General features: G+C 37.6%; 11 protein-coding genes. 7 read left to right on the top strand and 4 right to left on the bottom strand.

What is annotated here, in order from left to right; genetic code table 11:
* Positions 1 to 76 precede the first annotated feature (76 nt).
* The 7 genes from DYR29_RS17545 (at position 77) to DYR29_RS17515 (ending at position 9,310) form a co-directional block, all read left to right on the top strand.
* Entirely contained in the window at positions 77 to 1,675 is a 1,599-nt protein-coding gene (locus DYR29_RS17545) for a glycerol-3-phosphate dehydrogenase/oxidase (protein WP_213277886.1), read from the top strand.
* Between the two features lie 10 nt (positions 1,676 to 1,685).
* A complete protein-coding gene (gene glpK, locus DYR29_RS17540; protein ID WP_213277885.1) occupies positions 1,686 to 3,182 on the top strand; it encodes a glycerol kinase GlpK in 1,497 nt (498 codons plus the stop codon).
* A gap of 24 nt (positions 3,183 to 3,206) precedes the next feature.
* A complete protein-coding gene (locus DYR29_RS17535; RefSeq protein ID WP_213277884.1) occupies positions 3,207 to 3,938 on the top strand; it encodes an MIP/aquaporin family protein in 732 nt (243 codons plus the stop codon).
* A gap of 4 nt (positions 3,939 to 3,942) precedes the next feature.
* Entirely contained in the window at positions 3,943 to 4,755 is an 813-nt protein-coding gene (locus tag DYR29_RS17530) for a hypothetical protein (RefSeq protein ID WP_374200530.1), read from the top strand.
* A gap of 177 nt (positions 4,756 to 4,932) precedes the next feature.
* Positions 4,933 to 5,355, top strand: coding sequence for a hypothetical protein (locus tag DYR29_RS17525; protein ID WP_213277882.1), 423 nt, complete (start codon positions 4,933 to 4,935; stop codon positions 5,353 to 5,355).
* Positions 5,356 to 5,527: 172 nt separating this feature from the next.
* The gene (locus tag DYR29_RS17520) at positions 5,528 to 6,505 is read left to right on the top strand and encodes a hypothetical protein (RefSeq protein WP_213277881.1); all 978 of its coding nucleotides are present in this window, start codon (positions 5,528 to 5,530) and stop codon (positions 6,503 to 6,505) included.
* Positions 6,506 to 6,583: 78 nt separating this feature from the next.
* Positions 6,584 to 9,310, top strand: a complete 2,727-nt coding sequence (locus tag DYR29_RS17515; protein WP_213277880.1) for a hypothetical protein — start codon at positions 6,584 to 6,586, stop codon at positions 9,308 to 9,310.
* Positions 9,311 to 9,428: 118 nt separating this feature from the next.
* Here the strand turns inward: DYR29_RS17515 and DYR29_RS17510 are convergent, their stop codons facing one another.
* The 4 genes from DYR29_RS17510 to rpsJ form a co-directional block, all read right to left on the bottom strand.
* Positions 9,429 to 9,923 (bottom strand): low affinity iron permease family protein, encoded by a 495-nt coding sequence (locus DYR29_RS17510; RefSeq protein ID WP_213277879.1) that lies wholly within the window; start codon positions 9,921 to 9,923, stop codon positions 9,429 to 9,431.
* Between the two features lie 134 nt (positions 9,924 to 10,057).
* Positions 10,058 to 10,345, bottom strand: coding sequence for a hypothetical protein (locus DYR29_RS17505; RefSeq protein ID WP_213277878.1), 288 nt, complete (start codon positions 10,343 to 10,345; stop codon positions 10,058 to 10,060).
* Between the two features lie 16 nt (positions 10,346 to 10,361).
* The gene (locus DYR29_RS17500; protein WP_213277877.1) at positions 10,362 to 12,617 is read right to left on the bottom strand and encodes a TonB-dependent siderophore receptor; all 2,256 of its coding nucleotides are present in this window, start codon (positions 12,615 to 12,617) and stop codon (positions 10,362 to 10,364) included.
* A 303-nt stretch (positions 12,618 to 12,920) separates the two neighbouring features.
* On the bottom strand, positions 12,921 to 13,226 hold the full coding sequence (rpsJ, locus tag DYR29_RS17495) for a 30S ribosomal protein S10 (RefSeq protein ID WP_002661363.1): 306 nt from the start codon (positions 13,224 to 13,226) through the stop codon (positions 12,921 to 12,923).
* Between the last annotated feature and the right edge of the window lie 11 nt (positions 13,227 to 13,237).

Below are 13,237 nucleotides of genomic sequence, written 5' to 3'. Positions count from 1 at the left end.
TTAAAATTTCATTTATTTTCTTTTTGCTTTCATTTTTAATTTATATATTTGAAAACGAAACATAAACGAAACATTTATGAAACGAAACGAAGAACTCAGTAAGTTAACCAATGTAAAAGAATGGGACTTTATTGTCATAGGAGGAGGAGCCAGTGGTTTAGGTTCAGCATTAGACGCAGTAAGCAGAGGATTCAAAACTTTATTGATTGAATCTCATGATTTTGCAAAAGCAACATCCAGCAGAAGTACCAAATTGGTACACGGCGGAGTTAGATATCTTGCCCAGGGAGATGTCGGATTGGTAAAAGAAGCATTGAAAGAAAGAGGACTTCTGGCAAAAAATGCAGCACATATCGTAAAAAATCAGTCTTTCATTATTCCGAACTATACATGGTGGGGAGGAATCTACTATAAAATAGGACTCTCCGTTTATGATTTCCTTGCCGGAAAATTAAGTTTGGGAAAAACAAAATACATCAGCAAATCAAAAACTGTTGAAAAGCTGCCTACTATTGAACAAAATCACCTGATGAGTGGTGTTGTTTACCAAGACGGACAATTTGACGATGCCAGACTTGCGATTAACCTTACCCAGACCATTATTGAAAAAGGGGGAAGCGCTGTCAATTATGTAAAAGTCATCAACCTTCTAAAAGATGCTTCCGATAAAGTAATCGGGGTTGTTGCAGAAGATCAGTTTTCTAAACAGCAATATCAGATTCATGGTAAAGTGGTCATCAACGCAACCGGTGTCTTTACGAATGACATCCTTAATATGAACAACCCTAAGCATGGTAAGCTTGTAGTACCAAGCCAGGGAATTCACCTTGTATTGGATAAATCTTTCCTTAAAAGTGATGATGCGATCATGATTCCAAAAACTTCAGACGGCAGGGTTTTATTTGTTGTTCCATGGCATGACAGAGCTTTAGTAGGAACTACAGATACCCTTTTAAAGGATGAAAGTTTTGAGCCTCGTGCCCTGGAAGAAGAAATCAACTTTGTTTTAAATACTGCCAGACAATATTTAGCTAAAAAACCAACCCGTGAAGATGTAAAATCAGTTTTCGCCGGGCTTCGTCCTCTTGCCGCTCCTAAAGATGGAAGTAAAAGTACAAAAGAAGTTTCCCGAAGCCATAAGGTGATTACTTCAGAAACAGGACTGGTTTCTATTATCGGAGGAAAATGGACTACCTACCGTAAAATGGCGGAAGATACTGTAGACGAAGCTATGAAAGTTCACAGGTTGGGAAATAGCCCATCTAAGACTGAGCATCTTTCCATCCATGGAAATGTAAAACCAGAACAGGTAGACAGAACAAATCACCTGTATGTTTACGGATCAGATATCCCTTCTATAAAAGCACTGCAGGAAAGTAATCCTCGTTATGCCCAAAAAATTCATCCGGACCATCCCTTTACTGTAGCAGAAATAGTTTGGGCTGTAAGAACAGAGATGGCAGAAACTATTGAGGATATTCTGGCAAGAAGGGTACGTTTACTGTTTCTTGATGCAAGAGCGGCTATAGACAGCGCTCATAACGTAGCAAGAATCATTGCTGAGGAGAAAGGATATTCTGAAGAATGGGCTCAGCAGCAGGAAAATGAATTCATTGAATTAGCAAGAGGGTATTTATTAACTCCTTATTCACCTAAAGTTATCAACCTAAATTAGCACTATATACATGAATGAAAAGCTTATCCTCGCTCTAGACCAGGGGACGACTTCCTCCAGAGCGATTCTCTTCAATCACAGTGGAGAAATAAAATATGTATCTCAGAAAGATTTCAGTCAGATATTCCCTACCCCAGGCTGGGTAGAACATGATCCGAATGAAATCTGGTCTTCACAGATCTCAGTAGCTGCAGAAGTTATTGCGAAAGCAGGTATTTCCGGACTGGAAGTTGCCGCTATCGGTATTACGAATCAACGTGAAACTACCATCGTTTGGGATAAGGAAACCGGTGAACCTATCTACAACGCAATTGTATGGCAGGACCGCAGAACTTCAAAGTATTGTGATGAACTTAAAGAACAAGGACATGCGGAAACAATCAAAGAAAAAACAGGACTTGTTCTTGACGCATACTTCTCAGCAACCAAGCTAAAATGGATTCTCGATAATGTAGAAGGAGCAAGACAAAAAGCAGAAGAAGGAAAGTTATGTTTCGGAACTGTTGATACCTGGCTTGTATGGAAACTTACCCGTGGGAAAATGTTTATCACAGACGTGTCCAATGCCAGCAGAACAATGCTTCTGAATATCCATACTTTAGAATGGGATAATGATTTATTAGAACTATTCAACATACCAAAAGCTATTTTGCCTACAGTAAAACAAAGCAGTGAGGTATATGGTGAAACTGCCACTACCCTGTTCTCTACCAAAATTCCGATTGCAGGAATCGCGGGAGACCAGCAAGCTGCCTTATTTGGCCAGATGTGTACTACTCCCGGAATGGTAAAAAACACTTACGGAACAGGATGCTTCCTGTTAATGAATACCGGAACGGAGGCTGTTACTTCTAAAAACAATCTTCTTACAACAGTAGCCTGGAAAATCAATGGAGAAGTGAATTATGCGCTTGAAGGAAGTGTATTTGTAGGAGGTGCAGCCATTCAGTGGTTAAGAGATGGGCTTAAGCTTATTCATTCATCTGAACAGGTAAATGAGTTGGCTGCTTCTGTAGAAGATAATGGCGGAGTGTATTTTGTTCCTGCATTAACGGGTCTTGGTGCTCCTTATTGGGATCAGTATGCCCGCGGAACTATTGTAGGCATCACCCGTGGTACTACCGATGCCCATATCGCAAGAGCTACACTGGAAGGAATTGCATTTCAGGTTTATGATATTGTAAAAGCAATGGAAGCAGATTCCGGAAGAGCAAGCCTTGAATTAAGAGTAGACGGAGGAGCCTCTGCAAGCGATCTTCTGATGCAGATACAGTCTGACCTTTTCGGCTTCAAAATCACACGACCTAAAACACTTGAAACAACAGCACTAGGAGCAGCTTACCTGGCCGGCCTTGCTGTAGGATACTGGAAAGATGTGGCTGAAATTCAGTCTCAATGGATTGTTGACAAAGATTTCCACCCTCAGTTGGAAAAAGAACATGTGGATAAAATGGTACACTCATGGAGAAGAGCTGTATCACGTTCTCAAAGCTGGATAGAAGATTAATTCACTTATCAAAAAAAAACTTATATGACTCCATTTATCGCAGAAGTTATCGGGACGATGCTTCTAATATTGTTAGGCAACGGTGTTGTAGCCAATGTTGTCTTAAAAGATACGAAAGGAAATAATTCCGGGTGGATCGTTATTACTACCGCATGGGCATTGGCCGTTTTTGTGGGAGTAACCGTTGCAGGGCCAATAAGTGGTGCCCATCTGAATCCGGCCGTAACCATTGGACTGGCCATTGCAGGGAAATTTTCCTGGGATCTCGTTCCTTCTTATATCGCAGCCCAAATGATCGGAGGAATGCTGGGAGCATTTCTGGTGTGGCTTTTCCATAAAGATCATTTTGCGATCACGGAAGATGAAGGCGCTAAACTGGCTTGCTTCAGTACTGGTCCGGCTATCAGAAAGACATCCTCTAACCTCATTAGTGAAATTATCGGAACATTTGTACTGGTATTCTGTGTTTTCTATTTTGCAGGCCCCAGCATTTCTTTACAGGCAGACCCAACCGCTAAGGTAGGATTAGGCTCTATCGGGGCTATTCCTGTGACGTTTGTAGTGTGGGCAATTGGTTTATCACTAGGAGGAACAACAGGATATGCCATTAACCCCGCAAGAGACCTTGCCCCAAGAATCATGCACGCCATCTTACCTGTAAAAGGAAGCAGTGATTGGGGATATGCCTGGATTCCTGTTATAGGCCCAATCGCAGGTGCTATAATCGCAGCAGTTATATATGGATTTTTAAAATAAACACATGATGAAAAAAATCTTAAAGGGAATCTTTCTTCTTGCTTTAGGCACAGGAAGGTTATTTTCACAGGAAACTGGTGAAACAAAGGAAACCAAAGAAGGCAGACTTGATTTTACGGCCAACATTCAGAATAATCACTTATGGAGAGGGCTTATTATTACAGACAAGCCTGTTGTAATGGGAAATCTTTCCTACGCTTTGGATGCAGAGAAAAAATGGAAAGTAGGAATTTGGGGAGCTTCTGCATTGGCAGATGATAAGGATAATACACATTATAAGGAGATCAATTATTATGTTCAGTATTCTGACGGTCGTTTTTATATTGGATTATGGGATCTTTATAACTCCAGAAATATCAATACTGCAGTAGCCGCTGATGATATCTTCAGCTATTCACAGAGAAGAACGGCTCATATTATTGATTTAAGAACAAATTATACTTTCGGGCCTTCATTCCCAATCAATATTGAAGCTGACATTATGCTGTATGGAGGAGCCAATGCGGGAGAAGTCATTCTGGAAGCTGACGGAAGTTATAAGAAAAACAGATACTCCACTTACGTTCAGGCAAGCTATCCTGTCATCAGCGGACAGAAAGTAAACCTGGATGCTTTTGTAGGAGCCGGATTTGCTCTCAACGACAAAACCTTTTTGTATGGTAATGGCAAAAACAGCTTCGACATTGTAAATGTAGGGGTGAAAGCAGGTAAAGTAGTTAAGATCACAGATCACTATAGCCTTCCTGTAACGATGATGGCGATGTGGAATCCGTCTAATAAGTATGCAAGGATTCAGCTTGCTGCAACCGTTTTTTAATCTGAATGAAACTAAATTATAGAAGAGCCACTCCTTTTGGGGTGGTTTTTTCTTACATGCTCTTCCCAAAAAGAAGAAGGATTATGTGAATTTAAAAAATGGTAAAAATCCCATCAATAACCGGGTTTTTACGGAGAATATTTTGTTTAAATATCTTTAATTTTGAAAAAAAGAGTAATGAAAAAGATTTTCAGTTTAATGATCCTGTGCATCAGTATTTTTACATTGGCACAGCAGGTAAAGGTTCCTTTTACCGGACACAGAAGCTTTGACATCATGAAAGGATACAGTGGCACCGGTACTCCCCACTATTATCTGGATATAAAAGCGAATGGTGATGTTCATTTTGGATACGTTCAGGTGAATCAGGCAGACGGAAAAGAAACAACAGAGGAAATCAATGCCGGAAAATATGCTCCTAATAAAGTCATGAAAGTAGATTTCAAAGAATATGAGGAGACATTTTTGGTGAAATTCGACAAAGACAAAATTTACCTTACCGATGAAAGGGGAAATATTCTACACCTTGATGGATGCTGTTCTTCCAGAGAGAGCATTGATAAGGAAACCTGTAAGTGCGAAAGTGAACTTTACAAGTAGTAAAACAGTATATATAAAGAGAGTCGCTCCATTGGAGCGGCTTTCTTGTTGTGAAAAGCGATCCGTCAAATTAATCACCGGGATTTTACGGTTTATATTTTGCTTTAATATCGTTATTTTTGAAAAAACATATGGCTACAATGAATTGTGGCTTCAAGAGTGATTTTTATCAATGAGACATTTTAAAATTTTCTTCGCATTTCTTCTCTTTCTTATAGTATCATGCAATAAGAAAGAGAATCATCCTTATACTTTTTATTACTGGAAAACCAATCTGAAACTTGATCACGAAGAAAAAAAAACATTAGACCAGGCAACCATTCCTTATTTATATACCAGGTTTTTTGATGTAGACAAAGTGAACGGAAAATTTCAGCCGGTAGCTGTTATCACAAAAGACAAGAGTTTTCAGACGGATAAACAGATTGTTCCTACGGTTTTTATTACCAATCAGACTTTGCTTGGCATTTCTGCAGAAGAGATCAAATTTCTTGCGGAAAGTGTTCATCTTTTAATTCAGAAAAAGGCGGAAGAGTATCATCTGAAAATCAATAATGAAATTCAGATCGACTGTGACTGGACAGCGGGAACACGAAATGACTATTTTAAATTTCTAAAAGAGCTCAAAAAGATCTCCGGAAAGGAAGTCACCTGTACCCTTCGTCTTCATCAGGTAAAAGATAAAAAACAGACCGGAATTCCCCCTGTTGAAAAAGTATACCTCATGTGCTACTCCACTTCATCACCACTGGAAAATTCTGACAAAAACTCGATTCTGGATATCAACATCCTAAAAAGCTATCTTTCAAAAATGGAAGACTACCCTATCAAAAAAATTGAAGTAGCGCTTCCTATTTATTCCTGGGGAATTGTCACCAATCATTTGGGCAAACATAAACTGATCAATGCTTTATCCAAAAGATATCTTGAAAATCCAAATTTCAAAAAGATATCCGAACACGAAATTCAGGTGTTGAAAGATGGATTCTATTTTGGAAGTTACTTAAACAAAGGCTTCAAAGTAAAGGCAGAAGAAATCTCTGAAAAACAGCTTAAGGAGGTAATCTCATTTTTAGAGAAAAAAATCCCACATTTTAATATTATTTATTATCAATTAGATAGTAAATTTGTGTTAGATCGGAAATTTTAATCTCTCGGAGATAGAGACGTGCCTGTCTATACCAAACCATAAACTATTACACAAAATTAAAAAAACACTACGAACCCTATGAAAAAGTATATTCTTTCACTTGCGGTTGTATCACTTTTCTATACAAAATCTGACGCCTGTGCGTGGTCAGATCCTGATTATGATTACTTCAACCTTTTTACACAAACCATCATCAAGGACAAAGCTTATCTTCCTTTTCTGCACAATTATTCAAGCAGATTTTATGGAGGATACAATCCTGCATTGATTCCTGATGATAATATTGAAACATGGAAAAAGTTCTTCAACAATCAGCTTAGCTATACCGAGACGCAGAATCTGGTGTATAAGATGAGTATGAACGACCTGAATGCCTTAAAGAATGGAAGTCCGACAAATCCTATTCTACAAAAACTAGGGACAGGATTCTACCAAAAATATAAAGAAGGTATTGATTATCTGATCGAAGCCAAGTATCTGGAACCTTATATGAGCATCAATTATGTTGAAAATGAGAATTCATTTTATTACGACAGAGATGCCAACAGGAAAAATGCTACAGCACTTGATTATAACAAAACCATTGCTGCTTTAACATCTTTGTACAATGCAGCAAGAAACCCTGAAATCAAGCAACGTTACGGTTATCAACTTGTACGTTTGAATCATTATACCAGAAACTATGATTCTGCAGTGCAGGCATTTAAAACTTATGTTGCTCCGATCAAATTGAAAGGAACTGTTTATTTCATGTCACTGGACCAATTAGCCGGAGCACAGAGAGGATTGGAAATGAACAGTGATGCCAACTGGAATTTCTTTCAGGTATTCATGAACAGCAAAGACCGCAAGGAATCTACATTTGTTTCTATGAAGCTTTCTGATACAGCATCTTTCAGCAATATCATGAAGAGAGCCAATACGAACGAAGAAAAGAATATGGCGTATTTCCTTTTAGGATATGAAGACTTCAACAATCCGATTCCAACTATGGAAAAGATGTATGAAATCAATCCTGATTCTGAAATCCTGAAAGTAATGGCTGCAAGAAGTATTAATGAACTGGAAAGAAGCTATCTGCCTACTTATTACTACACTTCAGACGCTGCCAATAGTCCGTATATACAAAGAGGAAAAGCTGATAACAATACTTCTGCAAAAGATACTAAAGCCACTACCACCACTGAGGTAAAGGAGGAAAAGCTTTCTTTCTGGCAAAAAATCGTAAGGTTCTTTAAAAACCTGTTCGGCGGGTCAAAATCTAAAGAGTCTGCCGATGGAAAGAAAACGGATCAAAGTGACGATGAATTGCTGGACAATCCAAACAGAATTCCATTCTATACTACTTCCGGCTATGGGTATGATGATAAAATGAAGGATTATCTTGATGACCTTCAAAAGTTCACTGATAAAACGAAAGAAAAGTCTAAGGATGAATATTGGCAGATTGCAGATGCCTATCTGAAATTCCTGAAAAAAGATTACAAAGGAAGTACAGAAATCCTGGAAGATATAAAAACAACGAATCCTGAATATCTGGAAGAAATCAAAAGAATGAAAGTTCTGAATGACATTGTTTCTCAGCCGAGAATTGATGCCGAGTATGAAGATCATCTGATGAAAGATTATGCTGAATATTTCGTTGAGAAAAAGGTAGAGAAAGACACAGCCACTACAGATAATTTTGATTATTATGGTGAGGTGCCGTCTACTGCCGATTTCCTTAAGGATGTTATGGCAAACCGTTATTTCCTTCAGGGTGAGGACGGAAAATCCTTCCTGATGAACAATAAGCTTTCGGATCTTCAGTACAACCCGAATTCTGGCCTGGTGAAGAGTGTGGAAGAGTTTTACAGAAAGCCTAATAAAACCCAGTTTGAACAGCAAATCATTGCTAAAAATATGGATAGTGTTGGTAATATTGATGCCTTCTTCAATACCATTTACGGGGACAGAGCAATGAGACTGGCTGATTTTGAAAAGGCGAAATCTTATTATGAAAAAGCAAAAAGCTTTGCCGGTATCCCAAGACAGAATTACGAATGGACCGAAAAGAACGGCCAGACCATTACAACCAAACAATACACTCCTACTGAATACGATGGATTCAAAAATATTTCAAACCTTATATTCGGACATAATGTTTGGGAAAGCTTCGGAAGTGCGGATACAGAAAGTATGAAAGCTGAAAATTATGCTGATTTCCCTTTCATTAAAACCAGCATGAACAAGCTTGAGCTGGCAAATGTATTGATTCAGCTTAAAAAAATCGGAAACGGAACGGGTGAAAAAGCAGCAAAAGCCAATCAGCTTATTGGAAACCTATTGTACAATACCTCTATTTTAGGATATTACCGTCAATTGTTTGTGATGGATATTGACAACAGCAATGGAGGCAAGTATGATTTCTGGAATACGGACAGAAAGAATCCTTATAAGTATTATTATAAAAACTTCCTGGACACTTCTTATATTGAACCTGATAATTTTGATCTTTCAATCAATTATTATCAAAAGGCACTTAAACTTTCCAATAATAAGGAAGAAAAAGCAAGAATCTTATTCCAGATGGCAAGTGCTGAACAAGGTAAATATTATCAGTACGAAGCGAAGGCTCCAAAAGATTTCGATTACTCTGATCCTAAATGGTCTGAGAAAGAAGATGCCCGCCAAAAGGAAATGGACCATCTTAAAAATCAAAAATACAGAACCTATTTTGCTCAGTTGAAAGCACAGTATTCTGACACTGAAACAACGAAAAACCTGATGGGAAGCTGTAGTTATTTCAGCTATTTTATGAGGTAATCCAAACCATAAAAGACCTCTGATGACACTCAGAGGTCTTTTATTTTTATTTATTAATCAGCCATTTTTTAACAAAAAAACAAGTTATAAAGTTTAAAGAATTTTTTAAATCAAAAGTCTATTTATTTTTTTGTTCCTTCTTCTGCATCCATTCTTCATGTCTTCTTTTAAAAAACTCATACTTATAATCATGATTTATCTGTGCAACGTCAATGGAATGAGACATATGGATATCTGTATCTTTTTTGGCAAGCTCACCCAGCTTTTCATAATAAACGTGAAGCTGATCCAGTTCTGCTTCTGTAAGTTCTTCAATATCCACAATACGATTGCTTGCTTTTTCGTGAGCTGCAATAAGCTCATTGAGTTTAATCTGTATGGCTTTGGAGTCTTTGTTCTGAGCTTTCTGAATGAGGAATACCATCAGAAAAGTAATGATTGTAGTTCCTGTATTGATTACCAGCTGCCAGGTTTCGGAATAGTCAAAAAAAGGTCCGGAGACCGCCCATAATACCACAATAAGAAAAGCTCCCATAAAAGCATATGGACTTCCTGTAAATTTTACAGCCCCGTTTGAAAATTTTTCAAAAAAGCTATGGTTCTTTTTTCCCATGGTCTTATTTTATAGATTGATTAAATGTATAAAATTAACAGGAATAATGAATAGTGAATACAAACAAAAACATTAAGACAATACTACTGTCTTAATGTTTTCTAATTAAAATTGATATGAATGTTTGAAGTATGTTATTTGATTTTCCCTGAAAAGCGGTCTTCAAGGTTTTGTTTTTCTTCTGCTATCATACTCTTTCCGACTTGAGCAGATGAAAAAGGTTTTGGATAAAATGAATTATTCCAATGATCTTTCCAGGGAGAAATGTTACCCCACGAGTATATGCTTCTGGGATTATTGTAATGTTTTTCAACATTTTCTCTCGCAGTTTTCAGTTCTTCTTCGGACAAATGTTCTTCGGAACATGAAGCTAAATCAGTTGCGGCAATCAATAGTAAGAATATTGTTCTGGTAATTTTCATTATAATTTTTTTTACGTTAGAATTTATAGTTTACCTGTACAGCAAAGTTTCTCGGCTGAATCTGATCGATATATCCTCCTCTGAAATAAGAACTGTATCCTACACTATCAAAAATATTATTAAAGAACACTCTTATTCCCATTCCATTTTTCAAGGTATATGCTGCCTGGGCATCTACTGTGGTATATTCCGGCATATCGAAAGGCTTGTCTCCAGGCTTCACACTGTTCAGGTGGCCTGCTGTAAATGTTTTCTGAGTCCATTCGTCAACCGGTCTTTTTCCTACGTAATAAATCCCTGCTCCTACATCAAGTCCTGATAAAGTACCTTTGTTGAATTTATAATTCAGCCATCCGTTTGCAGTATGTTTAGGTGCGTTCATGGGTGCAGATCCGTTCATGTAAGCAGGACTGTCCTGATATTGGGCATCGAGATAAGCCCATCCTGACATCACCTGAAGATTGGGTAAAATTCTTCCGATAAGCTCTACTTCCACTCCTTTTCTTCTAAGGTTTCCTGCAAGGCCATACATTGTTTGTTTGTCAATTACAACAGGGTTATAATTTTCGTCAAGAATAGTGAAGGAAAGGTGATCTGTTTTAATATCAAATACCGTTACATTAAATCTTAAACGCTCATTAAACCAATCTGATTTAATACCAGCTTCCCATTGTTTAGTCATTGACGGGCCTACTCTTCCACCATCTAAAAGGAAATTATTAGAAGATCTTAAAGATGTGGTTGTAGTATATGATCCAAATACATTAACATTTGGAAGTGGAGACACAATCAATCCGAAATTAGGATTCCATGTATCTACAGATTCATTGGCAGAACCATTGAGCCTGCTGTAACGAAGTCCCAAATGAGCTTTTACATATTTTCCGATCGTCATCACATCCTGAGCCATTGCACCGATACTTGGTGTCAATACTGCGTTTGATCTTCCCAGATTTTTATAAATGACATTTACCGGAAGTTGATTCGGAATATTTCCGTTCACTACGTCGACAATATCAAGAGGATTAGCAGCATAGGTAGTATTTCCGATTTTTGTATTACGTGCAGTAATTAAATTTCCTGGTGCAATTGAGTTTTTGTATGCTTCAAAGGTTGTAGAAGAGGTTTCTGTTTCTCTCCAGTCAAAACCAACCTGGAATGTGTGTTTAATAAATCCTGTCATTATCTGCTCTCCAATGAAGTCTAACTGTAATACTTTGTTGATATCTTCTCCCTGTGATTTTCCTATAGTACGCTGTCTGATATTGTAGTTGGTTTCACCAGCAGGCAATGACACAGATGAAGCTTCAGAATCTGTATTACTTACGGAATTCACGAAAGCTGCTCTCACTTTTAATTTATCTGTAAGGTTACGTACGATTGTAGTGGCAAAGTTGTATGTTTCAGTTTTTGAATTATCAGATGTATATCCTAAAAACTTACCTTTTGGCATGTGATACAATGCTTCAACAGTTCCAGGTGCAAGGTTGATTGTTCCTCTGTCCGGTGTTCTCTTATCATGAAGGTAATCCATTTCCACATTGATTAATGTTTTATCATCCGGACGGAAAGCGATAGATGGGTTTACATAAATCCTTTCTCCCTGTACATGACTTCTGAATGAATTATTATTCTGATATGCTCCATTGAATCTCACAGCTACTTTCCCCTGAGAATCTAATACTCTCTGGAAGTCTACTGTAGGTCTGTAAAAATCCCAGCTTCCGTAACGGAATCCTACATTCGTCTGATCAATAAACTGAGGTCTTTTTGTTACAACATTGATCACTCCTCCTGCAGATCCCAAACCATTTCCTATTCCCTGACCAATAGCAGCAGATCCTTTAATAACCTGAATACTTTCTACTCCCTGCATATCAGTGATCATCCCTGCAGTACGGAAATCTGAATCCAGCTGAACTCCGTTTTTCAGTACAGGAACACCACGGTATCCTCTGATAGACATACTTTCGTTTCCTCCGCCATAGCTTGAAAACAGAGTAACTCCCGGAACATTTTTGGCAACATCAGTGACTGTAAGTGCGCCTAATTCTTCAATTGCTTTATGGGAAATCACAGAAATACTCTGAATCTGATCTCTGGTTTTCAATGGCAATCTGGTAATTGCGTCCAAGCCTTGCGGCTGTTTCTTTTTTTCACCAAACAGTTCTACTTCTTCAATTTTCTTGTGCTTAACTGAATCATTTACTTTCTGCGCATTGGCCAGAACTCCACCTAACAACAGCAGAGAAAAGGATACTACTTTATTCATCTGATAATTTTTAGCAAAATTATTATTTTTATTCATTCTAAATAAATAAACAAGAGTGAGATATGTCACCTGAAAAAGAACTATTAATATCAGATCATTAATCTCTGCTAAGGACTCTTTACAATCCCTAAACAGATGTACGCTATCATTAAGAGTAATTCCCTGAAGGGTTTTTATGGTTGTAAAAAGCTCAATTCAAAAAAAATCAGATTTGATATATCATCAAATCTGATTTTTAAATAATATAAAAAAACCGTCCCTAAAAAGGAACGGTTTGTATAATCATTGCAAAGTATGCATTTATCACACTTTAATTTCAACGTCTACACCTGAAGGAAGTTCTAATTTCATTAGAGCATCAACAGTCTTAGAAGAAGAAGAGTAGATATCCATTAGTCTCTTGTGAGCTGATAATTGAAACTGCTCTCTTGCTTTTTTGTTTACGTGCGGAGATCTCAACACTGTGAAGATTCTCTTATTCGTTGGCAATGGAATTGGACCGTTTACAACAGCACCAGTAGCCTTTACCGTTTTTACGATTTTCTCAGCAGACTTGTCTACCAAGTTGTAATCGTAAGATTTTAGTTTTATTCTGATTCTTTGTGACATTTCTTTAATTT

This window comes from Chryseobacterium indologenes, assembly GCF_018362995.1.
GTDB classification, from domain to species: Bacteria; Bacteroidota; Bacteroidia; order Flavobacteriales; family Weeksellaceae; genus Chryseobacterium; species Chryseobacterium indologenes_G.
The sequence above is the reverse complement of the archived record's forward strand: the minus strand, read 5'-3'. Positions and strand labels throughout refer to the sequence as shown.

Coding starts and splice junctions, on each gene's coding strand:
- DYR29_RS17525 (WP_213277882.1), top strand. CDS start 4,933: ATGAAAAAGATTTTCAGTTTAATGATCCTGTGCATCAGTATTTTTACA.
- DYR29_RS17510 (WP_213277879.1), bottom strand. CDS start 9,923: ATGGGAAAAAAGAACCATAGCTTTTTTGAAAAATTTTCAAACGGGGCT.
- DYR29_RS17505 (WP_213277878.1), bottom strand. CDS start 10,345: ATGAAAATTACCAGAACAATATTCTTACTATTGATTGCCGCAACTGAT.
- DYR29_RS17545 (WP_213277886.1), top strand. CDS start 77: ATGAAACGAAACGAAGAACTCAGTAAGTTAACCAATGTAAAAGAATGG.
- DYR29_RS17520 (WP_213277881.1), top strand. CDS start 5,528: ATGAGACATTTTAAAATTTTCTTCGCATTTCTTCTCTTTCTTATAGTA.
- DYR29_RS17530 (WP_374200530.1), top strand. CDS start 3,943: ATGATGAAAAAAATCTTAAAGGGAATCTTTCTTCTTGCTTTAGGCACA.
- rpsJ (WP_002661363.1), bottom strand. CDS start 13,226: ATGTCACAAAGAATCAGAATAAAACTAAAATCTTACGATTACAACTTG.
- DYR29_RS17515 (WP_213277880.1), top strand. CDS start 6,584: ATGAAAAAGTATATTCTTTCACTTGCGGTTGTATCACTTTTCTATACA.
- DYR29_RS17500 (WP_213277877.1), bottom strand. CDS start 12,617: ATGAATAAAGTAGTATCCTTTTCTCTGCTGTTGTTAGGTGGAGTTCTG.
- glpK (WP_213277885.1), top strand. CDS start 1,686: ATGAATGAAAAGCTTATCCTCGCTCTAGACCAGGGGACGACTTCCTCC.
- DYR29_RS17535 (WP_213277884.1), top strand. CDS start 3,207: ATGACTCCATTTATCGCAGAAGTTATCGGGACGATGCTTCTAATATTG.